This window comes from Kitasatospora sp. NPDC059088 (assembly GCF_042738155.1).
Taxonomy (GTDB): Bacteria; Actinomycetota; Actinomycetes; order Streptomycetales; family Streptomycetaceae; genus Kitasatospora.
The window spans coordinates 69261-92636 of the sequence record NZ_JBHYGR010000009.1; the positions used below are offsets into that span (position 1 = coordinate 69261).

Here is a 23376-nt window from a genome sequence, read left to right on the forward strand (position 1 = left end):
CCAGCCCGGGCCCCCCGCCGGCCCCGGGCGGGGGGGTCGGCGTCGCGGGACGCCGGGCCGCGCGGGCGCGGCCCCGCGGCCCGCCACCACCCACCTGCTCTCGCTGCAGTCCTCCGAGGGCTGGTGGAAGGGCGACCTGGAGACCAACGTCACCATGGACGCCGAGGACTTACTGCTCCGCCAGTTCCTGGGCATCAGGACGGAGGAGCAGACCCGGGCCACCGCCGAGTGGATCCGCTCCCAGCAGCGGGAGGACGGCACCTGGGCCACCTTCCACGGCGGACCGCCCGAACTCTCCACCACCGTCGAGGCCTACGTCGCCCTCAAGCTCGCCGGCGACGACCCGGACGCCCCGCACATGCTGGCCGCCGCGCGCTACGTCCGCTCCGCCGGGGGCATCGCGGCCGCCCGGGTGTTCACCCGGATCTGGCTCGCGCTCTTCGGCTGGTGGTCCTGGGACCGCCTGCCCGAGATGCCACCCGAGATCATCTTCCTGCCCAAGTGGCTGCCGCTGAACATCTACGCCTTCGGCTGCTGGGCCCGGCAGACCATCGTCCCGCTGACCGTGGTCTCCTCGCACCGCCCGGTCCGTCCGGCCCCCTTCGCGATCACCGAGCTGCACACCGACCCGGACCACCCGTACCCCGACCGGCCGCTCGCCCCCGCCACCAGCTGGGACGGCCTGTTCGAGCGCCTCGACAAGCTGCTGCACGCCTACCACCGCCGGGCCTTCCGGCCGCTGCGCCGGCTCGCCGTCGCCCAGGCCTGCCGCTGGATCGTCGAACGGCAGGAGGCCGACGGCTGCTGGGGCGGCATCCAGCCGCCCGCCGTCTACTCGCTGATCGCGCTGCACCTGGAGGGCTACGAGCTGGAGCACCCGGTGATGAAGGCCGGGCTCTCCTCCTTCGACCGCTTCACCGTGCACACCGAGGACGGCATGCGCTGGATGGAGGCCTGCCAGTCCCCGGTCTGGGACACCTGCCTGGCCACCATCGCGCTGGTCGACGCCGGCGTCCCGGCCGACCACCCGGCCCTGGTCAGCGCCGTCGACTGGATGCTCGGCGAGGAGATCCGCAAGCGCGGCGACTGGTCCGTCCAGCGGCCCGCCCTGCCGGCCGGCGGCTGGGCCTTCGAGTTCGAGAACGAGACCTACCCCGACATCGACGACACCGCCGAGGTGGTGCTGGCGCTGCGCCGGGTCGCCCACCCCGACCAGGCCAAGGTCGACGCGGCAGTGGACCGGGGCGTGCTGTGGAACCTCGGCATGCAGTCCAAGAACGGCGCCTGGGGCGCCTTCGACGTCGACAACACCAGCCTGCTGCCGAACAAGCTGCCGTTCTGCGACTTCGGCGAGGTGGTCGACCCGCCGTCCGCGGACGTCACCGCCCACGTGGTGGAGATGCTCGCCGAGACCGGCCGGGCCCGGGACCCGCGCACCCGCCGCGGCATCGAGTGGCTGCTGCGCGACCAGGAGGCGGACGGCTCCTGGTTCGGCCGCTGGGGCACCAACTACATCTACGGCACCGGCTCGGTGCTGCCCGCCCTGGTCGCGGCCGGCGTCCCGGACGAGCACCCGGCGATCCGCCGGGCGGTGCGCTGGCTGGAGGACCGGCAGAACACCGACGGCGGCTGGGGCGAGGACATGCGCTCCTACGACGACCCGGCGCGCTGGGCCGGGCGCGGCGACTCCACCGCCTCGCAGACCGCGTGGGCGCTGATGGCGCTGCTCGCGGCGGGCGAGGGCCCGGAGGGCCGCTCCAACCCGGCGGTGGAGCGCGGGGTCGAGTGGCTGGTGCGCACCCAGCTGCCCGAGGGCACCTGGGACGAGCCGCAGTTCACCGGGACCGGCTTCCCGTGGGACTTCTCCATCAACTACCACCTGTACCGGCTGGTCTTCCCGGTCACCGCGCTCGGCCGCTACCTCAACGGCGGCCCCGGGATGGTGCGGCCGGGCGGCACGCCGTCGATCGGGGCGAACCGGTGACCACCGTCCCGCTGCTGGTGCTCTGCGCGCTGGGCCCCGAGGTGTGGGCCCTGCGCGGCGGCGACTGGCGCGGCTCGGCCGGCGGACCCCCGGTGCTGGTGCGCACCGGGGTCGGCCGACGGCGCGCCGGGACGGCCGTACGGCGCCTGCTCGGCTCCGCCCCGGGCGGCTACGGCGCGGTCGTGGTGGCCGGATTCGGCGCCGCGGTCGGGCCGGGAGTGGCGCCGGGCGAGGTGGTGGCCGCGGACGGCGTGCGCGACGCCGAGGGCCACCTCTACCCGGTCGACTCCGGGCCGGAGCTGGCCCGGGCGCTCAAGGAACACGGCCTGACCGCGCACACCGGGGTGCACCACACCGCCGACCACGTGGTGCGCGGTATCGAGCGGCGCGCCCTGCACCTCCAGGGGGCGCTGGCCGTCGACATGGAGGCCGCCGCCGTGCTGGCCGCACTGCGGGAGGTGCGCCCGGCGCTGCCGGTGGCCGTGCTGCGGGTGGTGGTGGACACCCCCGAGCACGAGCTGCTGCGGCCGGGCACGCTCCCGGCCGGGGTGCGCGCCTGGCGGACCCTGCGGGCGGCGGTACCCGCCCTGGTCGACTGGTACCGGCAGGAGCTCGACACCCGCTCCGCAGTCCTGAACCACCCCACATCCTCGACGCTCCCCCAGGAGGCGAGCTAGCCATGGCCATGCCGTTGCGCCAGACCGTGCGGGTCGGCACCTACCTGATGCAGCAGAAGCTGCTCAAGCGACGGGACAAGTTCCCGCTGATCGTCGAGCTCGAACCGCTGTTCGCCTGCAACCTCGCCTGCGAGGGCTGCGGCAAGATCCAGCACCCGGCGGGTGTGCTCAAGCAGCGGATGCCGGTCGCCCAGGCGGTCGGAGCGGTCCTGGAGTCGGGTGCCCCGATGGTCTCGATCGCCGGCGGTGAGCCGCTGATGCACCCGCAGATCGACGAGATCGTCCGACAGCTGGTGGAGCGCCGCAAGTACGTCTTCCTCTGCACCAACGCGCTGCTGATGCGCAAGAAGATGGACAAGTTCAAGCCCTCGCCGTACTTCACCTTCGCCGTGCACATCGACGGCCTGCGCGAGCGGCACGACGAGTCGGTGGCCAAGGAGGGCACCTTCGACGAGGCGGTGGCGGCGATCAAGGAGGCCAAGCGGCGCGGCTTCCGGGTCACCACCAACAGCACCTTCTTCAACACCGACACCCCGCAGACCGTCATCGACGTCCTGGACTTCCTGAACGACGAGCTCAAGGTCGACGAGATGATGATCTCCCCGGCCTACGCCTACGAGAAGGCCCCCGACCAGGAGCACTTCCTCGGCGTCGAGCAGACCCGGGAGCTCTTCCGAAAGGCCTTCGCCGGGGGCAACCGGAAGCGGTGGCGCCTCAACCACAGCCCGCTCTTCCTGGACTTCCTGGAGGGCAAGGCCGACTTCGAGTGCACCCCCTGGGGCATCCCCAACTACTCGCTGTTCGGCTGGCAGCGGCCCTGCTACCTGATGGCCGACGGCTACGTGCCCACCTACCGCGAGCTGGTCGAGAAGACCGACTGGAGCAAGTACGGGCGCGGCAAGGACCCGCGCTGCGAGAACTGCATGGCCCACTGCGGCTACGAGCCGACCGCCGTCCTGGCCACCATGGGCTCGCTCCAGCAGTCGCTGCGCGCCATCACCGAGACCGTCAGCTCCAACCGGGGGCGCTGAGCCCGGGCCGGGCCGCCCGGTACCGCAGCCGTCCCGCGTCCTGAGCTCCCGTCCGGCCCGGGCCGTCGTGCCCGGGCCGGCCCCGCCCCGGTGGGCGGAGGCACCACCGCACCGCTCCGAGTCGTGAGGTGTACCCATGTCACTGCTCTCCCGCGTCACGTCCCCGGCCGAGCTGCGCAAGCTCCCGGCCGCCGAACTGCCGCTGCTCGCCGACGAGATCCGCGACTTCCTGATCGACGCCGTCACCCGCACCGGCGGCCACCTCGGGCCCAACCTCGGCGTGGTGGAGCTGACCATCGCGCTGCACCGGGTCTTCGACTCGCCGTACGACCGGATCGTCTTCGACACCGGCCACCAGAGCTACGTCCACAAGCTGCTCACCGGCCGCCAGGACTTCTCCAGGCTGCGGATGAAGGGCGGCCTGTCCGGCTACCCCTCCCGGGCCGAGTCCGAGCACGACCTGGTGGAGAACTCGCACGCCTCCACCGCGCTCTCCTACGCCGACGGGCTCGCCAAGGCCAGCCAGCTGCTCGGCCAGTACGACCGGCACACCGTCGCGGTGATCGGCGACGGCGCGCTCACCGGCGGACTCGCCTGGGAGGCGCTGAACAACATCGCCGAGGCCCGCGACCGGCCGCTGGTCATTGTCGTCAACGACAACGAGCGCTCCTACGCCAGGACCGTCGGCGGACTGGCCCACCACCTGGCCACCCTGCGCACCACCCAGGGCTACGAGCGCTTCCTCGCGCTCGGCAAGGAGGCGCTGCAGCGCACCCCGCTGGTCGGCCAGCCGATCTTCGACGCGCTGCACGGCGCCAAGAAGGGCTTCAAGGACGCCTTCGCCCCGCAGGGCATGTTCGAGGACCTCGGGCTCAAGTACCTGGGCCCGATCGACGGCCACGACCTGGGCGCGGTCGAGCAGGCGCTGCGGCAGGCCCGGAACTTCGGCGGCCCGGTGATCGTGCACTGCCTGACCGTCAAGGGGCGCGGCTACCGGCCCGCCGAACAGGACGAGGCGGACCGCTTCCACGCCGTCAACCCGATCGACCCGTACACCTGCCTGCCGATCTCGCCCAGCGCCGGGGTCTCCTGGACCTCGGTGTTCGGGGAGGAGCTGCTCGCGCTCGGCGCCGAGCGGCCCGACCTGGTGGCGATCACCGCGGCGATGCTCCAGCCGGTCGGGCTGGCGCCGTTCGCCAAGGCGTACCCGGACCGGACCTTCGACGTCGGGATCGCCGAGCAGCACGCCGTCACCAGCGCGGCGGGCCTGGCCACCGGCGGGCTGCACCCGGTGGTGGCGGTCTACGCGACCTTCCTGAACCGGGCCTTCGACCAGGTCCTGATGGACGTCGCGCTGCACCGGCTGGGCGTCACCTTCGTGCTCGACCGCTCCGGGGTCACCGGTTCGGACGGCGCCTCGCACAACGGCATGTGGGACCTGTCCGTGCTCCAGGTCGTCCCCGGGCTGCGGCTCGCCGCGCCGCGCGACGCCGAGCAGCTGCGGGCCCAGCTGCGGGAGGCCGTCGAGGTCGAGGACGCGCCGACCGTGGTCCGCTTCCCCAAGGGCAACGTCGGGCCGGTCGTCGAGGCGGTCGAACGGATCGGCGGGACGGACGTGCTGCTGCGCACCGGACCGGCGCCGGAGATCCTGCTGGTGGCCGTCGGGGTCACCGCCTCCGCCTGCCTGGACGCCGCCCGGCTGCTGCTCGCCGAGGGCTTCACCGCGACCGTGGTCGACCCGCGCTGGGTCAAACCGGTCGATCCGGCCCTGGCCCGGCTCGCCGCCGCCCACCGGCTGGTGGTCACCGTCGAGGACGGCGGCCGCACCGGCGGCGTCGGTTCGGCCGTCGCCCAGGCGCTGCGCGACGCCGACGTGGACGTCCCGGTGCGGGTGCTCGGCCTGCCGCAGGAGTTCCTCGGCCACGCCGCCCGCGGCGAGATCCTGGAGGAGACCGGCCTGACCGGCACCGGGGTCGCGGCCCAGACCGCCGTCTTCGCCAAGAACCTGCTACCGACCCGAGGAGCGAACCCGCGCCATGCCGGCTGACCCCGACCGCCCCGCCTTCGACCTCGCCGCCCTCCTCGCCGAACGCGGCGGTGAGCGGTACGAGCTGCACAGCCGCCACCTCAACCCGCAGCTGCCGCGGATGCTCCGCACCATCGGCTTCGACAAGTACTACGAGCGGGCGCAGGGCCAGTACTTCTACGACGCCGAGGGCAACGAGTACCTCGACATGCTGGCCGGCTTCGGCATCTTCGCGCTCGGCCGGCACCACCCGGTGGTGCGGTCGGCGGTCCGGCAGGTGATGGACCTGGACCTGCCGGACCTGGTCCGCTTCGACTGCTCGCCGCTGCCCGGGCTGCTGGCCGAGCGGCTGCTCTCGTACGCGCCCGGACTGGACCGGGTGTTCTTCGGCAACAGCGGCACCGAGGCGGTGGAGACCGCGTTGAAGTTTGCCCGGTACGCCACCGGCCGCCGGCGCGTCCTCTACGCCGACCACGCCTTCCACGGGCTGACCACCGGCTCGCTGTCCGTCAACGGGGAGAGCGGCTTCCGCAAGGGCTTCGACCCGCTGCTGCCGGACACCGCCATCCCGCTCGGCGACATCGGGGCGCTGGCCAAGGAGTTGAAGCGCGGGGACGTCGCCGCGCTGATCGTCGAGCCGATCCAGGGCAAGGGCGTCCAGGCGCCGCCGCCCGGCTGGCTGCGGGCGGCCCAGGCGCTGCTGCACGAGCACAAGGCGCTGCTGATCTGCGACGAGGTGCAGACCGGGATCGGCCGCACCGGCGCGTTCTTCGCCTACCAGCACGAGGAGGGCGTGCTGCCGGACCTGGTGTGCGCGGCCAAGGCGCTCTCCGGCGGGTACGTGCCGGTCGGGGCCACGCTCGGCAAGAGCTGGATCTTCGAGAAGGTGTACTCCTCGATGGACCGGGTGCTGGTGCACTCGGCCAGCTTCGGGTCCAACGCCCAGGCGATGGCGGCCGGGTTGGCGACCCTGGAGGTGATGCGCGAGGAGAAGGTGGTGGAGAACGCCCGGCAGGTCGGCGACCGCTTCCGCGAGCGGCTGACGGCCCTGATCGACCGGTACGAGCTGCTCGCCGAGGTGCGCGGTCGCGGGCTGATGATCGGCATCGAGTTCGGCCGGCCCAGGTCGTTGAAGCTGCGCACCGGTTGGACGGCCCTCCAGGCCGCGCGCAAGGGGCTGTTCGCGCAGATGGTGGTCGTCCCGCTGCTGCAGCGGCACCGGATCCTGACCCAGGTGTCCGGGGACCACCTGGAAGTGATCAAGCTGATCCCGCCGCTGATCATCACCGACCGGGACGTGGACCGGTTCGTCGACGCGTTCACCGAGATCATGGACGAGGCCCACCGGGGCAACGGCCTGATGTGGGACTTCGGCCGGACGCTGGTGAAGCAGGCGGTCGGCAACCGGTAGGGCCCCTCTTCCCGCTCCCGCCCGCGGCTCGGAGCGGGAAGTCGGCCCGGCCGGCTTCCCACTCCGTGGGAGACACCGCGTCAGAGCTCGGTCCGGCGGCGCCGGACGACCACCACGAGATCGACGACGGCGAACAGGGTGAGCAACCCGAGGGCGACGGCGAAGCCGGTCAGGGTGCCCCGGCCGGGGGCGCCGTCCACCGGGGAGGAGGCCGCCCAGTACGCGAAGCCGGCCGTCCCCAGGGCGAACAGCGGGGTGAAGGTCAGCGACAGCAGGTAGCGGAGCTTGAGGTCGCTGCGGGCGGTGGCCGGCTCGGTGCCGCTGCGCCACCGCCGCGGCGTCGTGGCACGCATGCGCGTTCACCTCCGGGCCGCGCGGGTGGGGGCTACGATTCCAGCGTACGTCCGAGGGGGAGAGCCGGGGAGGCGCTGTGACGGGTGCGGACGCCGTGGGGGCGGGCACGACGGGGGAGGACGCCGAGGGCTACGCGGGGCTGCGGATCGAGCGGGCCCGGGAGCTGGCCCGGCGGCACGGCTGGGCCTCGGTCCGGGTGCTGGAACCGGGGCAGCTGATGACCATGGAGTACCGGGAGGGGCGGCTGAACCTCGCGGTGCGGGACGGTGTGGTGGAGCGCAGCTGGGAGGGGTAGCGCCCGCTCGCGGCGGCGGCGGCGGGGTTCAGCGTGCGAACCGGCGGTGCAGCCGTTGTTCGGCCACCGCGAGCAGCGGCTCCAGCAGGGGCAGGGAGAGCAGCACCAGCAGCCCGGCGGCCCAGCCGGCCAGCACGTCGGAGACCCAGTGGGTGCCCAGGTAGACGGTGGTCAGGCCGATCGAGCAGGCGGTGGCGGCGGCGATCAGCGCGCCGGTGCGCTGCCAGCGGACCGCGAGGTAGGCGAGCACGCCCCAGGTCACCACGGCGTTGGCGGTGTGGCCGGAGGGGAAGATGGTGCCGCCGGAGAACAGCTCGGGGGAGCCGACGTACTGGGCGTAGTGCGGTCCGAGCCGGCCGGTGAGGATCTTGACGGCGCCGACCGTGATGTTGAGGAGCAGCAGGGCGACGCCCATCACCAGCAGCGGGCGCAGCCGCCCGAGGCGGTGGGCGCGCCAGAGCAGCCAGGCGAACGCGGCGATGGCGCTGGGGCCGCGCTGCCCGGCGATCACCCAGGTGTCGAGCAGCGGCTCCAGGCTGGGCCACCGCTCGTACGGGCGGAGCAGGCGCACCGACCAGTCGAGGTCGACCAGGTCGGTGTTGAGCAGGACGCCGGCCAGGACGAGCAGGTAGGCGGCGAGGGTGGCGGCGAACAGGGCGGCCCGGCGGCGGCTCATCGGTGGCCAGCCGGGCTCGCCGCGGTCGGGGCGGGGGAGCTCCCGGCGGTCGGCGGTGCGGCGATCCGGCCCCTGTCGCGGAATGCGAGCGGCGGTACTTCTGGATTGCACGGGGTGACCATACCCATCTGGGCGAGGCCATTCCTGAGGGAATTGTCATTTTCCCGGGAAATCGACAATTGGGGCTGCCCCGGGCGACCCGGGGAGTGATTTCCGCTATTCCTGGATCGAATGCCCGTCTGGTCTTCGAATGATTCTGCAAAAGCCCCGGTAAAGAAAACGGAGTGGGCGGCCGGTTCGACCGGCTTCCCACTCCGTGGTAACCCTGTGTAGGTTCAGTGCTCAGTCGAGGGGGCCGCCCGCGACGTAGATCACCTGGCCGGAGACGAAGCCGGCGGCCTCGCCGGCGAGGAAGGAGATGGTGTTGGCGACGTCCTCGGGCTCTCCGACGCGCTGGACCGGGATCTGGGAGGCCGCGGCCCGCTTGAAGTCCTCGAAGTCCATGCCGACCCGGGCGGCGGTGGCCGCCGTCATGTCCGTGGCGATGAAGCCGGGGGCCACCGCGTTGGCCGTGATGCCGAACTTGCCCAGCTCGATGGCCAAAGTCTTGGTGAAGCCCTGGAGGCCGGCCTTGGCGGTCGAGTAGTTGGCCTGGCCGCGGTTGCCCTGGGCGGAGGAGGAGGACAGGTTGACGATGCGGCCGAAGCCGGCGTCCACCATGTGCTTCTGCACCGCGCGGGTCATCAGGAAGGCGCCGCGGAGGTGGACGTTCATGACCGTGTCCCAGTCGGACTCGGACATCTTGAAGAGCAGGTTGTCGCGGAGCACCCCCGCGTTGTTGACCAGCACGACGGGGGCGCCGAGCTCGGCGGCCACGCGGTCGACGGCGGCCTGGACCTGCTCGGCGTCCGCGACGTCGGCGCCGACGGCCAGCGCGCGCCCGCCGGCGGCGGTGATCCGGTCGACGGTGTCCTTGCCGGCGGCCTCGTCCAGGTCCAGGACGGCCACCGCGTAGCCGTCGGCGGCCAGTCGGACGGCCGTGGCGGCGCCGAGGCCGCGGGCGGCGCCGGTGACGACCGCCACCCGGGTGGCGGTGCTCTGCTCGGTCATGCTCGCTCTCGTCTCTCTCGGGGTGCCTCCGGGGGAGTGGCCCCGGGGAGGGTGCCCATACCCTACCGGCGGGTAGGGGAGGCGGCCAGGGTGGAGAGGCGCAGGTGACGGTCGGTAAGGACCGACCGGTCGGCTTTCTGCTGAGAACGGGTTACTGCAAGGGTGTGGCAGCGCGTAAATATGCCAATGTTGCCGAACCTGCGTCTACTATCCGCCCCTGCCTGCCAGCAAGGGCCTGCCGTTTGTATAGTGTCCGCCAGCAGCCACCGGCTGCACGGCTGGAGCGCCCTCCCTCATAGCTGGACGCCCACTCGCCGTTACTGCCCCACCCGGGTGTCCCACACACACCGGGTGTGACATCGGGACGGATACATGGTGCTGGGGGAGATCCCGACAACCCGCGTGTCCGCGCGACTGCAGCAGTCGCCCGGACACCTCATTCGCGTTGCACAGCAGGTTCACACCCGTCTGTGGTCCGAGCACGTCGGAGCCGATCTCACGGCTCCGCAGTTCGCGGTCCTGCTGGTCCTCGCCCTCGAACCGGGGGCGGACCAGCGGACCGTCGGCGAGCGAGCCTCGCTGGACAAGGCCACGATGGCGGAGATGGTCGCGCGGCTGGTCCGCCGCGGCCTCGTGCTGCGACGGCGCGACCCGGCCGACGGCCGGCGCAAACTGCTCGCCCTCTCGCAGAGCGGTGCCCAGGCGGTGCGCGAGGCCACCGGTGGTGTGGTCCGCGTCCAGCGGGTGCTGTTCGAGCCGCTCACGCCGGACGAGCAGGTCGAAATCGTCCGGGTGATGGCCAAGATAGCCAGGCTGGAACCCGCGGCCGTGGCCGTCTTCACCGACGCGCGGCCGATACTGGACGCCCAGCGGGCGATCGGCTACCTGATCAGGGTCGGCCAGCAGGTGCACACCAAGCTCTGGTCGGAGCACGTCGGCGCGGACCTGACGGCCCCGCAGTACGCCGTGCTGGACGCGCTCGAGCTGGAGCCGGGCGCGGACCAGCGCACGGTCGGCGAGCTGGCCTCGCTGGACAAGGCCACGATGGCCGAGATGGTCAGTCGGCTGGTGCGCCGCGGTCTGGTGCAGCGCCGGCGCGACCCCTCGGACGGGCGGCGCAACCTGCTCTCGCTCTCACCGGCGGGTCAGGACCTGCTGCACCGCTCGGCCGCCGGAGTGGCCGAAGTCCAGCGCTTGCTGCTCGCTTCGCTCGCGGAGGAGGAGCACGCGACGGCGCTCGCGCTCATCGCCAAGGCGGCCAGGCTCTAGCCCAAGCTTTGGTAACAACAGCCAAAACGATTCACCAAGCCTCCTGAGGCCCAGGGCCGTCGGTAGCGACCGATGGTCGGGGTCGGTGAATCCGGGCACGCCGAAGTACCGCTCGTCCCTCTCCGGAATGAGCGGTACTTCGATATGACCGACAGTCAGGATCGCTGTCGTCGTTGTCGGGGGCGCCGGGCCTGGTCGGCCGGCGCCCCCGCGGCGCCCGTCAGTTCCAGTCGAACCCCTGCGGGTCCGGGCCGATCCGCTTGCCGGTGGCCACGCCCGCGATCGCCGCGAGGTCCTCGGCGTCCAGCTCGAAGCCGGCGACGTCCAGGTTCTCCCGGATGCGGGACGGGGTGACCGACTTCGGGATGGCGATCACGCCGCTCTGCAGGTGCCAGCGGAGCACCACCTGGGCGACCGTGCGGCCGTGCTTCCCGGCGATCTTCACCAGCGCCGGCTCGGCCAGCAGCTCCCCGCCCTGGCCCAGCGGGCTCCACGCCTCGGTGGCGATGCCGTGCTCGGCGTGGAAGGCGCGCAGCTCCTCCTGCGGGAAGTACGGGTGCAGCTCGACCTGGTTCAGCACCGGGACGACCGAGGCCTCGTCGAGCAGGCGGGTCAGCTGCTCCTGGCCGAAGTTGGAGACGCCGATCGACTTGACCCGGCCGCCCTCCTTCAACTGCTCCAGGGCCTTCCAGACGTTCAGGAAGGTACCGTGCATCGGGCGCGGCCAGTGGATCAGGTACAGGTCGAGGTAGTCGAGCCCGAGCTTGTCCAGCGAGGCGTCGAACTCGCGCAGCACCGCGTCGCGGCCCTGCTCGCCCGACCAGTCGCGGGTGCCCGAGTTCCACAGCTTGGTGGTGACGTAGAGGTCCTCGCGGGCCAGGCCGCCCGCCAGTGCCTCGGTGACGGCCGCGCCGGTGCCGGCCTCGTTCTCGTAGATCGCCGCGGTGTCGATCGAGCGGTAGCCCGCCGCGATCGCCTCGCGCACGGCGGGGGTCGCCCGGGCGTCCTCGACCTGCCACACGCCGAAGCCGAGCTGGGGGATCTGAGCGCCGTCGTTCAGGGTGACGCTGGGGATGTTGCTCACGGGAAGGGGTGCCTTCCTGGTCGTCCGTTGTTTCCAGAGGGGGCAACCGGTGCCCCGGCACGATTGTTCCCGCCGTTCGGGCGAATCTTTGGGGAAGCTTTACGACGGCGTGGCGTGCGCCGGGCCCGTGCCACGGGGGTGCGCGCCAGGGCGTGCGGCGGGCGTGCGGCGGGGGCGGCGGAAAACCTGTTGCGTGGATCACAGTGGGCTTGGCAGGCTCGCGGACATGACCTCCTGAGATCCGGGTCCTTCGTACCCATGCGCTGCCCGTCCGGCCGCCCGCCGCCGGACGCGCCGATGTCGCCGCGCCGTCGCGCCGCGCCTCCGGGTGTCCGTTCCCGCGCGACCGCGGGCCGCCCGTGCCTCCCGCACCTCCCGTACTCCCGCGCCCCGCGCACGTCTTGCACACCTCGCACCATCCGCACCCCTCGCACCCCTCGCATCGGAGTGTCATGCCGCTCACCCCACTGCCGCTGGCCGACCCCGGCAGTCCCGACCTCTCCTCGCCCCTGGCCTTCCTGCGCTGGCTGCAGCGCGCCCAGCGGCGCGGGCAGGTCCGTGCCACCTGCTGGGCGCTGATCGAGATGGGCGCCCAGGCCGCCCTGCCGGTGCCGCTCGGGCGCGGCGTCCAGGCCGCCGTCGACGGTGACGCCGGCGGGATCTGGCGGGCCGGCGCGCTGGCCCTGCTGCTGGCCGCCACCGCCTCGGTCGGCACCGTGCTACTGCACCGGCAGGCGGTCTGGAACTGGATCCACGCCGCCTGCCACGTGCGGCAGTTGGTCGCCGGGCAGGCCTCGCACCTGGGTGCCGGGCTGTCCCGGCGGATCGCCACCGGCGAGGTGGTCGCGGTCGGCAGCGGGGACGTCGAGCGGATCGGCTGGTACGTCGAACTGGTCGCCCGGGTCCGGGCCGCGGTGATCGTCTGGCTGGCCGTCAGCGCGGTGGTGCTGGTGGTCGAACCGGTGCTCGGGATCGGGGTGCTGCTCGGCGTCCCGGTGCTGGCGGCCTCGGTGTGGCCGCTGATCGGGCCGTTCGAGCGGCGCTACACCGAGCAGCGCGAGCTCGGCGGCAAGGCGACCGAGCTGGCCGCCGACACGGTGGCCGGGCTGCGGGTGCTGCGCGGCATCGGCGGCGAGGACCTCTTCCTGGAGCGGTACCGGGCGGCCTCCCAGAAGGTCCGGGCGGCGGCCGTCCGCTCGGCCCGGCTGTGGTCGCTGATGCAGGCCCAACAGGTGCTGCTGCCCGGGCTGTTCGTGGTCGGGGTCACGTGGTACGGCGCCCGGCTGGCGGCCTCCGGCGAGCTCGGCGTGGGCACCCTGATCGGGGTGTACGGCGCGACCGCCTTCCTGGCCGCACCGCTGCGGATCCTGGGCGAGGCGGCGCACGCCTGGAGCGTCGCCCGGGTCTCCGCCGGGCGGGCCGTGCGGGTGCTCTCGCTCAGCCGGACCAGTGGCGGGGCCGACGGCGTGCTGACCGGTCCGGGCCGGTCCGACCTGCACGACCCGACCACCGGGCTGACCGTCCGGGCCGGCGAGCTGACCGCGGTGGTCTGCGGGGACCCGGACTTCGCCGGGGCGCTCGCCGAGCGGCTCGGCGGCCACGTCCCGCTGGCCGAGGGCGAGCGGGCCCTGCCCTCGGTGCGGCTCGGCGGCACCGAGCTGGACACCGTGCCGCTGGCCGAGGCCCGGGCGGCGGTGCTGGTCCACGACAAGGAGCCGGTGCTGCTCTCCGGCACGCTGGCCGAACTGCTGGACGTGCCCTCCTCCGGCCGGGTCCCGGTCGCGGACGCGCTCGCCGCGGCCCGCTCCGAGGACGTGCTGGAGGCGCTGGTGGACGGCTCGCCGGACTGCGCGGGCGACCCGATGCGGGCCCGGATCACCGAACGCGGGCGCTCGCTCTCCGGCGGGCAGCGCCAGCGGCTCGCCCTGGCCCGCGCGCTGCTGGCCGACCCGCCCGTCCTGGTGCTGGACGAGCCCACCAGCGCGGTGGACGCCCACACCGAGTCCCGGATCGCCGCCGGCCTGCGGGACACCCGGGCCGGGCGCACCACCGTGGTGTTCGCCACCAGTCCGCTGCTGCTCGACCGGGCCGACCGGGTGGTGCTGCTGCGGGAGGGGCGGGTGGTGGCGGCCGGGCGGCACCGCGAACTGATGCGCACCGAGCCGGCCTACCGGGCCGTGGTCACCCGGGACGAGGAGGCCGCGCAGGTCGAGGAGGCCGCGCAGGTATGAGCACCGCCGTCAACCGTCCCATCCCGTACGCGAGGAGTACGTCATGAAGCCCCCCGTCCACCAGGAGCAGGGGCCGGTCACCACCCTGCCGGTCGGCTCCCCGGCCGCCGTGCGCGGCTACCTGGGGGTGCTGGCCCGGCGGCACCGGGGCGGGTTCGCCACGGTGGTGTCGCTGCACTCGGTGGCCACCCTGGCCGGGCTGGTCGGGCCCTGGGTGCTCGGCAACCTGGTCGAGTCGCTGGCCACCGGTACCGCCGGGGCCACCATCGCGGTGGCGGTCGGCGGGTACCTGCTGGCGCTGGTCGTGCAGTCCGCGTTCACCGGCTGGTCGCGGCTGCGCGGTGCGGTACTCGGCGAGCGGGTGCTGGCCGACCTGCGCGAGGACTTCCTGGTCCGCTCCGTCGCGCTGCCGACCGGCGTGCTGGAACGCGCCGGCACCGGGGACCTGGTCTCCCGCGGCACCACCGACATCGACCGGCTGGACAAGTCGGTGCGCGAGGCGGTGCCCGAACTCGCCGTCGCGGTGGTGTCCCTGCTGCTGGTGCTCGGCGCCCTGCTGGTCACCTCGCCGCTGCTCGCGCTGACCTCACTGGTCGGGCTGCCGCTGCTGCTGGCCAGCTCCCGCTGGTACTTCCGGCGCGCCCCGCAGTCCTACCGCAACGAGGCGGCCGGGTACGCGGCGGTCAGCAACGTGCTGGCCGAGACGGTGGACGCCGGGCGGACGGTCGAGACACTGCGCCTGGGCGAGCAGCGGGTCCGGCTGACGGACCGCAAGCTGCGCGAGTGGCTGGCCTGGGAGCGCTACACCCTGTGGCTGCGCTCGGTCTGGTTCCCGACCATCGACGCCGTCTACACCTTGGCGGTGCTGGCCACCCTGGTGGTCGGCGGGCTGCTCACCCTCCGGGGTTGGCTCACCGTCGGCCAGTTGACCACCGGCGTGCTGTACGCGCAGATGCTCACCGGCCCGGTCGACCTGATCCTGCGCTGGTACGACGAACTGCAGATCGGGCAGGCCTCGTTGGCCCGGCTGGTCGGCGTGCACGAGGTGCCGGAGCACCAGGGCGACGAGTCGGCCCGCCCGGAGGGCCGCCGGGTCGAGGCCCGGGACGTCCGCTTCGGCTACCGCGAGGGCGCGGACGTGCTGCACGGGATCAGCCTGGACGTCGCCCCGGGCAGCCGGGTCGCGCTGGTCGGCCCGTCCGGGGCGGGCAAGTCCACCCTCGGGCGGCTGCTGGCCGGGATCTACGCGCCCGGCCGCGGCAGTGTCACCCTCGGCGGGGCGGCGCTGTCCCGGATGCCCGCGGAGCGGGTGCGGGCGGAGGTCGCCCTGGTCAACCAGGAGCACCACGTGTTCGTCGGCACCCTGCGGGACAACCTGCGGCTCGCCGCGCCCGAGGCGGACGACACCGGACTGCGGGCCGCGCTGGACGCGGTGGACGCCGGGGCCTGGGTGGACGCCCTCCCGGACGGCCTGGACACCGAGGTCGGCTCCGGCGGCACCGCGCTGACCGCGCCGCAGGCGCAGCAGCTCGCCCTGGCCCGGCTGGTGCTGGCGGATCCGCACACCCTGGTGCTGGACGAGGCCACCTCGCTGCTGGACCCGCGGGCCGCCCGGCACCTGGAGCGGTCGCTGTCCCGGGTGCTGGAGGGCCGTACGGTCATCGCGATCGCCCACCGGCTGCACACCGCGCACGACGCGGACGTGATCGCGGTGGTCGAGGGCGGGCGGATCAGCGAGTACGGCAGCCACCCGGAGCTGGTCGCGGCCGGCGGCCCGTACGCGGCGCTCTGGCGCTCCTGGCGGGACGAGCGCCAGCGGTAGGCGCGGGCGGGGGAGAGTGACGCGGGTTCGAAACCCGCTCGGGGCCGGATTGCCCCGTGCGGGTTACTCCCTCGCCGGTAAGGGCGCGTAACCGGGCAAATCGTCAGCCCGGACAGCAGACTGCTCCGGTGACCAAGACTTCAGACGGCTCGTCCCGGCCTCAGCGCAGCGAGATCGGCGGGATCCCCACGCGGTACATCGGGATCGGCGTCATCGTGATCCTCGCGGTGTGGTTCCTGTTCGCCAACCTTGACAAGGTCAAGATCCAGTTCTGGGTGTTCACCGTGACCGCGCCGCTCTGGATCGCGCTGCTGGCGACGCTGCTCGCCGGCGGGGTGCTGGGCTGGCTGTTGAAGGGACGGCGCGGCCGGTGAGCACCGCCCCCGAACCGGCCCCGACCGGTTCCCCGGCCTTCACCCCGCTGATCGAGCTGCGCGGGGTCAACAAGCACTTCGGCGAGCTGCACGTGCTGCAGGACATCGAGCTGACGGTCGGTCGCGGCGAGGTCGTCGTGGTGATCGGACCGTCCGGCTCCGGGAAGTCCACGCTCTGCCGGGCGATCAACCGGCTGGAGCCGATCGAACGCGGCACCATCCTGATCGACGGGCAGCCCCTGCCCGCGGAGGGCAAGGGGCTGGCCCGGCTGCGCGCCGAGGTCGGCATGGTGTTCCAGTCCTTCAACCTGTTCGCGCACAAGACCGTGCTGCAGAACGTCTCGCTCGCCCAGATCAAGGTGCGCGGCCGGGCCAAGGCCGAGGCGGAGACCAAGTCCCGGGCGCTGCTGGAGCGGGTCGGGCTGGCGTCGCAGGCCGACAAGTACCCGGCCCAGCTCTCCGGCGGACAACAGCAGCGGGTGGCGATCGCCCGGGCGCTGGCGATGGACCCCAAGGCGCTGCTGTTCGACGAGCCCACCTCGGCCCTCGACCCCGAGATGATCAACGAGGTGCTGGACGTGATGCGCCAGCTCGCCAGCGAGGGCATGACGATGGTCGTGGTCACCCACGAGATGGGTTTCGCCCGGGCGTCGGCGAACCGGGTGGTGTTCATGGCGGACGGCCGGATCGTCGAGGACCGCGCCCCGGAGGCCTTCTTCAACGCCCCCGAGAGCGAGCGCGCCCGGGACTTCCTGTCCAAGATCCTGAAGCACTGAGGGCGGCGCCGTGAACCGAAGGACGACGCCCGCCGCGCGGGTGCGCGCACGCCTGACCGCCGCGGCCCTGCTGCTCGCCGTGCTGGCGACCGGCTGCGGCAAGGCCGGCACCCCGCCCCCCAAGGGCCCCCAGCCCAGCGCGCTGCCCAGCTACCAGGTGCAGGACGCCGCCTCGATCACCGGCTCGTCGACCCTGGACGCCGCCCGCGGCCGGGGCCACCTGGTGGTCGGCGCCAAGGAGGACCAGCCGTACCTGGGCCAGAAGAACCCGGCCACCGGCGTGTACTCCGGCTTCGACATCGAGATCGCCAAGATGGTCGGCGCCTCGCTCGGCTTCCCGCCGGAGCGGATCCAGTTCAAGACCATCGCCTCGGCCAACCGCGAGACCGCGCTGCAGAACGGCCAGGTGGACTACTACGTCGGCACCTACACCATCAACGACAACCGGAAGAAGCTGGTCGGCTTCGCCGGGCCGTACTTCATCGCGGGGCAGTCGCTGCTGGTGCGCAAGAACGACAACAGCATCCACGGTCCGCAGGACCTGAACGGCAAGAAGGTCTGCTCGGCGGCCGGCTCGACGCCGTACCAGCGCATCCAGTCGCAGTACCCCAAGGCGCACCTGATCGGCTACGACACCTACTCGGCCTGCGTGGACAACCTGATCACCGGCCAGGTCGACGCCGTCACCACGGACAACGCGATCCTGCTGGGCTACGCGGCCAAGGTCCCGGACGAGCTCAAGGTGGTGGGCCCGCTGTTCTCCACCGAGCCGTACGGGATCGGCACGCCGAAGAACGACACCGTGCTGCGCGGGGCGCTGGACGACGCGCTGGCGCACCACGAGCAGAACGGCGACTGGAAGAAGGCCTTCGACGCGACCCTCGGGCTGTCCGGGGAAGCCGCGCCCACCCCGCCGCCGATCGACCGGTACTGAGAGGGCCGCGCCGTGAAAACCCTGACCGACAACTGGTCGACCTACTGGGACGGCTTCCTCGGCACGCTCTCGCTGTTCGCGGTGAGCGCCGTGCTGTCACTGCTGCTGGGCGTGCTGATCGCGGGCTTCCGGGTCTCGCCCGTCCGGCCGCTGCGGGTGTTCGGGACGGTGTGGGTGACGCTGCTGCGCAACACGCCGCTGACCCTGCTGTTCTTCATCGTGGTGCTGGGCCTGCCCCGGTTCGACATCACGCTGCCCTTCTACACCTTCGCCGTGCTGGCGCTCGGCTGCTACACCTCGGCCTTCGTCTGCGAGGCGATGCGCTCGGGCATCAACACCGTGCCGCCCGGGCAGGGCGAGGCGGCCCGCAGCCTGGGGATGAGCTTCGGGCAGACGATGGGCCTGGTGGTGCTGCCGCAGGCGTACCGCTCGGTGGTGGCGCCGATCGGCAGCGTGATGATCGCGCTGGCGAAGAACACGGCGATCGCCGGTTCGTTCAGCGTGACCGAGCTGCTGGGCACCTACCGGACCATCAACGAGCTGGGCTACAGCATCGTCTGGACCTTCGTCTGGATCGCCGTCGGCTACCTGATCATCACCCTGGCCGTCAGTGCCGTCTTCAACCTGCTGGAACGACGAGTGGCGGTGTCCCGATGACCGTTGGAGCCTCGGCGCTGTACGACATCCCCGGCCCGAAGGCGCTGGCCCGGCACCGGCTGTACGGCGGGATCGCGCTGCTGCTGATCGCGGCGCTGATCGGCTGGATCGTCTACATGCTGTTCCACACCCACCAGTTCACCTACGCCAAGTGGGAGCCCTTCGAGTACCGGGGCGTGCAGGACCTGCTGCTGCGCGGGCTGGGCAACACCCTCCAGGCCTTCGGCTGGACGGCGCTGTTCGCGCTGCCCTTCGGCGCGCTGTTCGCGGCCGGGCGGCTGTCCGACCACCGGGTGGTGCGCTGGTTCTCCACGCTGGTGGTGGAGTTCTTCCGGGCCATGCCGCTGCTGGTGATGATCTTCTTCGTGTTCGTCGCCCTCAAGGTGCAGCCGCTCTGGGCGCTGGTGGCCGGGCTGGTGCTCTACAACGGCTCGGTGCTGGCCGAGGTGTTCCGGGCCGGCGTGCTCGCGGTGCCCAAGGGCCAGCGGGAGGCCGCGTACGCGCTGGGGATGCGCAAGACCCAGGTGATGACGTACGTGCTGGTGCCGCAGGCCAACCGGGCGATGCTGCCGGCGATCATCAGCCAGCTGGTGGTCGCGCTCAAGGACACCTCGCTCGGCTTCCTGATCACCTACGAGGAGTTCCTGCACGCGGGGAAGCTGATCGCCACCAACCTGGACTACGACCTGCCGTTCATCCCGGTGGTGATGGTGATCGCGCCGATCTACATCGGGATGTGCCTGCTGCTGTCCTGGCTCGCCCGCTGGGTCGAGCGGCGCAGCCGGCGCAGTCCGAGCGTGCGGGGCGGGGCACCGGTGGCCAAGGCGGGGGTGGCGATGGGGCTGCCGCCGTCGGCCCGGTGAGGACCCGGGCGGCCGCACCGGTGGGACGGGCGGTTCGGGACTGAACCATAGGTGCCGAAGGGGTCGAGGCCTGGACCTCCAAATTCCTCTTATGATTGCGGAGGCAGGCGGCAGACGACCGGGCGGAGGGGCCATGGAGCCGGTGTTCGACTCGCGGCACATCAGGACGTTCCACGAAGTCGTCCGGGCCGGTTCCTACTCGGCCGCGGCCCGGGAACTCGGCTACACCCAGCCCGCGATCACCCAGCAGATGAAGGCGCTCGAACGCACCGTCGGCGTCCCGCTGTTCACCCGCGCCGGGCGCGGCCTGCGGCTCACCGAGGCCGGCGAGGCGCTCTCCCGGCACGCCGAGCTGATCCTCGGCAGCCTCTCCGCGGCCCAGCAGCAACTCGCCGCGCTCGCCCGGCTGCGCGCCGGGCGGGTCCGGGTCTGCGCGTTCCCCAGCGCCAACGCCACCCTGATACCCGAGGCGATGGCCCGGCTGCTCGCCGAGCACCCCGGCGTCCGGGTCGAGCTGCTGGAGGCCGAGCCGCCGGACTCCGTCCAGCGGCTGCTGCGCGGGGAGTGCGACATCGCGCTGGCCTTCCGCTACCCCGGCCAGGCCACCGAGCTGCCGGACGGACTGGACGAGATCCCGCTGATGGAGGACCTGCTCACGGTGCTGCTGCCGGTCGGGCACCCGCTCGGCCGCCGGCACGCCGTCCGGCTGGCCGACCTCGACGGCGAGCGCTGGATCGCCGGCTGCCCGCGCTGCCGGGCCAACCTGCTGCACGTCTGCGCGGAGGAGGGCTTCGCGCCCGACATCGTGTTCTCCACCGACGACAACCTGGCGGTGCAGAGCCTGGTCGCCGCCGGGGTGGGGATCGCGCTGATGCCCGCGCTGGTGCTCTCCTTCATGTGCCACCGCAAGGTCACCGGGCGGGCCGTCGAGCCGCACCTGCGGCGGCAGGTGAGCGCGTACGTGCTGCGCGAGCACCGGCGGATCCCGGCCACCGGACTGGTGCTGGACCACCTGCGGCAGGCGGCGGCGAGCCGGGTCGGCTGCTGACCGGGCGCCGCGGTCGCCGGCGGGCCGGGGTGATCCATAAGCATGAGTAGGGGTGATGCTTAGAAACCCTCGTTGGACGTGATAGGTCGGGTGGCCCGAACCTGCTGGCATGACACCCCCAGCCACGGTCGGCAGCGACCGGCTCACCGAGCGGATGACCGCACTGGTCGGCGAGATCCGCGCCGTCGTGGACCGCGGACTGCCCCCCGAACTCACCGCGTACCTGGTCGGCGAACGCCTCGCCCCCCACCTGCTCGCCGCCCCCGACGGCCCCGACGCGCTGCTCACCCCCGCCCAGTGCGAGGGCGACCCGCAGCGCTACCGCCAGCACGTCGTGCACGCCGAGGCCGACGGCAGCTTCTCCGTCGTCGCCCTGGTCTGGCTGCCCGGCCAGCAGACCCCGATCCACGACCACGTCTCCTGGTGCGTGGCCGGCGTCCACCGGGGCCAGGAGAGCGAGACCCGCTACCGGCTGATCTCCGACGGGCGCACCTCCCGCCTGGTCGAGACCGAGCACGTGGCCGGCCCGGCCGGGACGGTCGCCGCCTTCGCCCCGCCCGGCGACATCCACCTGGTGCGCAACGCCTGCGGCACCACCGCCATCTCCATCCACGTGTACGGCGCGGACGTCTCCCGGCTCGGCACCAGCATCCGGCGGGTGTACCAGCTCCCCGCCGACCAGGAGCGGTGAGCGGCGGCGTGGCACTCACCCTCCGCGAGCGGGCCACCCGTACCCGCTCGCTCCCCCCGCTCGGCGGGGACGCCCCCGGTCTGCTGCTCGCGGCGGTCGGGGTGGCCGCCGCGATCGCCGTCCACGCGGCCGTCCCCGCCGTGCCCAAGCTCACCGCCGCCGTCGTGCTCGGCATGGCGGCGGCCCACCTGCCCGGGCTGCGCCCGGTGGTCCGCGGGGTCGCCCGGTCCGGGCTGTCGACGGCCGGGAAGCGGCTGATGCGGCTCGGGATCGTGCTGCTCGGACTCAAGCTCAGCCTGGACGACGTGCTCGGCCTCGGCTGGGCCACCGTCGCGATGGTGCTCACCGTGGTCGCCGCCACCTTCGCCGGCACGCTCTGGCTGGGCCGGCGGCTCGGGCTGCCCGGCGACCAGCCGCTGCTGGTCGCCACCGGGTACTCGATCTGCGGGGCCTCGGCGATCGGCGCGGTCAGCCAGGCCGCGGGCAGCGAGGAGGAGGACGTCGCCTCCTCGGTCGCGCTGGTCACCCTGTGCGGAACCCTGGCGATCGCCGTACTGCCCTTGCTGCAGCACCCGTTGGGGCTCGGCGAGATCGAGTTCGGGCGCTGGGTCGGGGCGAGCGTGCACGACGTCGGGCAGGTGGTCGCCACCGCGCAGACCGGTGGCCCCGGCGCGCTGCGCGAGGCCGTGCTGGTCAAGCTGATGCGGGTGGTGCTGCTGGCGCCGCTGGTCGCGGGCGTGGCCGTGACGGTACGGCGCAACGCGCGCGCCGCGCGCCGGGCGGGCGCGGACGGTGCGGACGGTGCGGACGGTGCGGCGAAGGCCGGCCGTCGGCCGCCGATCGTGCCGCTGTTCGTGGCGGGCTTCCTGGCGATGATCGTGCTGCGGACCACCGGGGTGCTGCCCGAGCGGGCCCTCACCCTGGCCGGGGACGCGCAGGAACTGCTGCTGGCCGCCGCGCTGTTCGGGCTCGGCAGTGCGGTGCACCTGCCGACCATGGCGAAGACCGGTGGGCGGATCGCGCTGCTCGGGCTCGGGTCCTGGGTGGTGGTCGCGGGGGTGTCGTACGCGGGGGTGCTGCTCACGACCTGAGCGACCTGAGCGACCTGGGCGACCTGGGCGGTGCGGGCGCGGCAGTCGTACGCGTGTCCCGCCGCCCACCGGCCCGGTTCGATCACTCGGTCCGGTGGGCGGGACTCGGTTATCGTCGGGCGGGGATCGCCCCCCACGGGGCGAAGCACGCCGCCGAGTCCGCCGAGGAGAAAGCATGACCACCGCACTGCCCGAACGGGACGCCCACGAGGCCGTCGTCACGCTCGACCGGCGGGAGGGCCCGTACGGCGAGGTGGTGCTGCGGCAGCGCGGCCGGCACTACGAGATCATCGCCAACGGCTGCTTCCTGATGGACACCGCGGACGGGCGCTCCGAACGGCTGCTGATCCAGGCGGCCTTGGACGAACTGGACCGCACCGGCGCCGGTCCGGCCGCGCCGTCGGTGCTGATCGGCGGACTCGGGGTCGGCTTCTCCCTCGCGTACGCGGCCGCCGAACCGCGCTGGGGGCGGATCGCCGTCGTCGAGCGGGAGAGCGCGATCATCGACTGGCACCGCTCCGGCCCGCTCGGCGGCTTCTCCGACGGCGCGCTGGACGACGCGCGGGTCTCGGTGATCCACACCGACCTGCTGGAGTACCTGGCCGCCGCCGACGGCGAGCGCTACGACGCGCTGTGCCTGGACATCGACAACGGGCCGGACTGGACCGTCACCGACTCCAACGCCGGGCTCTACGGGGCGGACGGGCTCGCGGTGCTGTGGCACCGGCTGCGGCCCGGCGGGGTGCTGGCGGTGTGGAGCGCCCAGCCCTCGACGGACTTCGAGGAGGCGCTGCGGGCCGCCGGGTTCTCGGACGTCGTGACCGAGGAGGTCCCGGTGAGCCGGGGCGTGCCGGACGTGGTGCACCTGGCGCGCCGGGCCGGCTGAACCCGGGCGCCGCGCAGGCCGGTCGGGACCGTACGGTCGGCGGCCGGCGCTGCTAGCGTGGGCGGCCGCGACGCGAGGGCGTGTCG

At 73.1% G+C, this 23376-nt stretch carries 22 protein-coding genes; 18 read left to right on the top strand and 4 right to left on the bottom strand.

All coding sequences use genetic code 11. The features are described from left to right. The 5 genes from shc to ACFWXO_RS06740 form a co-directional block, all read left to right on the top strand. A partial coding sequence (gene shc / locus ACFWXO_RS06720) for a squalene--hopene cyclase (RefSeq protein ID WP_380522618.1) occupies positions 1-1984 on the top strand: 1984 nt, incomplete at its 5' end. After that, complete coding sequence (locus tag ACFWXO_RS06725) at positions 1981-2661, top strand: 1-hydroxy-2-methyl-2-butenyl 4-diphosphate reductase (protein WP_380522619.1); 681 nt, start codon at positions 1981-1983, stop codon at positions 2659-2661. The genes shc and ACFWXO_RS06725, both read left to right, overlap by 4 nt. A 2-nt stretch (positions 2662-2663) precedes the next feature. Further along, positions 2664-3692, top strand: a complete 1029-nt coding sequence (hpnH, locus tag ACFWXO_RS06730) for an adenosyl-hopene transferase HpnH (protein WP_360238793.1) — start codon at positions 2664-2666, stop codon at positions 3690-3692. A gap of 136 nt (positions 3693-3828) precedes the next feature. Next, positions 3829-5739 (top strand): 1-deoxy-D-xylulose-5-phosphate synthase, encoded by a 1911-nt coding sequence (gene dxs, locus ACFWXO_RS06735; RefSeq protein WP_380522620.1) that lies wholly within the window; start codon positions 3829-3831, stop codon positions 5737-5739. Further along, positions 5729-7129, top strand: coding sequence for an aspartate aminotransferase family protein (locus ACFWXO_RS06740; RefSeq protein ID WP_380522621.1), 1401 nt, complete (start codon positions 5729-5731; stop codon positions 7127-7129). The genes dxs and ACFWXO_RS06740 overlap by 11 nt, the downstream gene beginning before the upstream one ends. A gap of 80 nt (positions 7130-7209) precedes the next feature. Here the strand turns inward: ACFWXO_RS06740 and ACFWXO_RS06745 are convergent, their stop codons facing one another. Beyond that, a complete protein-coding gene (locus tag ACFWXO_RS06745) occupies positions 7210-7482 on the bottom strand; it encodes a DUF6343 family protein (RefSeq protein ID WP_380522622.1) in 273 nt (90 codons plus the stop codon). A gap of 77 nt (positions 7483-7559) precedes the next feature. Here ACFWXO_RS06745 and ACFWXO_RS06750 point away from each other — a divergent pair, with 77 nt between their 5' ends. Then, entirely contained in the window at positions 7560-7778 is a 219-nt protein-coding gene (locus ACFWXO_RS06750) for an I78 family peptidase inhibitor (protein ID WP_375885266.1), read from the top strand. Positions 7779-7806: 28 nt separating this feature from the next. Here ACFWXO_RS06750 and ACFWXO_RS06755 read toward each other — a convergent pair whose 3' ends face one another. Next, a complete protein-coding gene (locus ACFWXO_RS06755; RefSeq protein ID WP_375885269.1) occupies positions 7807-8565 on the bottom strand; it encodes a phosphatase PAP2 family protein in 759 nt (252 codons plus the stop codon). Between the two features lie 231 nt (positions 8566-8796). Beyond that, positions 8797-9564 carry a 3-oxoacyl-ACP reductase FabG gene (fabG, locus tag ACFWXO_RS06760; RefSeq protein ID WP_380522623.1) on the bottom strand — a complete coding sequence of 256 codons (768 nt, stop codon included), beginning with the start codon at positions 9562-9564 and terminating at the stop codon, positions 8797-8799. Between the two features lie 402 nt (positions 9565-9966). On the opposite strand from fabG, the gene ACFWXO_RS06765 reads away from it, so the two are divergent. Beyond that, a complete protein-coding gene (locus ACFWXO_RS06765) occupies positions 9967-10833 on the top strand; it encodes a MarR family winged helix-turn-helix transcriptional regulator (protein WP_375885276.1) in 867 nt (288 codons plus the stop codon). Between the two features lie 220 nt (positions 10834-11053). Here the strand turns inward: ACFWXO_RS06765 and ACFWXO_RS06770 are convergent, their stop codons facing one another. Further along, complete coding sequence (locus ACFWXO_RS06770; protein ID WP_380522624.1) at positions 11054-11917, bottom strand: aldo/keto reductase; 864 nt, start codon at positions 11915-11917, stop codon at positions 11054-11056. A gap of 452 nt (positions 11918-12369) precedes the next feature. Here ACFWXO_RS06770 and ACFWXO_RS06775 point away from each other — a divergent pair, with 452 nt between their 5' ends. The 11 genes from ACFWXO_RS06775 (at position 12370) to ACFWXO_RS06825 (ending at position 23290) form a co-directional block, all read left to right on the top strand. Further along, the gene (locus tag ACFWXO_RS06775; protein ID WP_375885280.1) at positions 12370-14148 is read left to right on the top strand and encodes an ABC transporter transmembrane domain-containing protein; all 1779 of its coding nucleotides are present in this window, start codon (positions 12370-12372) and stop codon (positions 14146-14148) included. Between the two features lie 43 nt (positions 14149-14191). Next, on the top strand, positions 14192-15970 hold the full coding sequence (locus tag ACFWXO_RS06780; protein ID WP_380522625.1) for an ABC transporter ATP-binding protein: 1779 nt from the start codon (positions 14192-14194) through the stop codon (positions 15968-15970). A gap of 128 nt (positions 15971-16098) precedes the next feature. After that, entirely contained in the window at positions 16099-16344 is a 246-nt protein-coding gene (locus tag ACFWXO_RS06785) for a LapA family protein (RefSeq protein ID WP_375885285.1), read from the top strand. Between the two features lie 47 nt (positions 16345-16391). Next, positions 16392-17120: an amino acid ABC transporter ATP-binding protein gene (locus tag ACFWXO_RS06790; RefSeq protein WP_375885320.1), complete on the top strand. Its 729-nt coding sequence runs from the start codon at positions 16392-16394 to the stop codon at positions 17118-17120. Positions 17121-17130: 10 nt separating this feature from the next. Then, positions 17131-18054, top strand: coding sequence for a glutamate ABC transporter substrate-binding protein (locus tag ACFWXO_RS06795; RefSeq protein WP_380522626.1), 924 nt, complete (start codon positions 17131-17133; stop codon positions 18052-18054). Positions 18055-18066: 12 nt separating this feature from the next. Beyond that, the gene (locus ACFWXO_RS06800) at positions 18067-18711 is read left to right on the top strand and encodes an amino acid ABC transporter permease (protein ID WP_375885288.1); all 645 of its coding nucleotides are present in this window, start codon (positions 18067-18069) and stop codon (positions 18709-18711) included. After that, on the top strand, positions 18708-19574 hold the full coding sequence (locus ACFWXO_RS06805; protein WP_375885290.1) for an amino acid ABC transporter permease: 867 nt from the start codon (positions 18708-18710) through the stop codon (positions 19572-19574). The genes ACFWXO_RS06800 and ACFWXO_RS06805 overlap by 4 nt, the downstream gene beginning before the upstream one ends. A gap of 142 nt (positions 19575-19716) precedes the next feature. Next, positions 19717-20622 carry a LysR family transcriptional regulator gene (locus ACFWXO_RS06810; RefSeq protein WP_360238866.1) on the top strand — a complete coding sequence of 302 codons (906 nt, stop codon included), beginning with the start codon at positions 19717-19719 and terminating at the stop codon, positions 20620-20622. Between the two features lie 109 nt (positions 20623-20731). Next, positions 20732-21313: a cysteine dioxygenase gene (locus ACFWXO_RS06815; RefSeq protein WP_380522627.1), complete on the top strand. Its 582-nt coding sequence runs from the start codon at positions 20732-20734 to the stop codon at positions 21311-21313. Between the two features lie 8 nt (positions 21314-21321). Continuing rightward, the gene (locus ACFWXO_RS06820; RefSeq protein WP_380522628.1) at positions 21322-22404 is read left to right on the top strand and encodes a YeiH family protein; all 1083 of its coding nucleotides are present in this window, start codon (positions 21322-21324) and stop codon (positions 22402-22404) included. Between the two features lie 175 nt (positions 22405-22579). After that, on the top strand, positions 22580-23290 hold the full coding sequence (locus ACFWXO_RS06825) for a spermidine synthase (protein ID WP_375885298.1): 711 nt from the start codon (positions 22580-22582) through the stop codon (positions 23288-23290). Positions 23291-23376 lie beyond the last annotated feature (86 nt).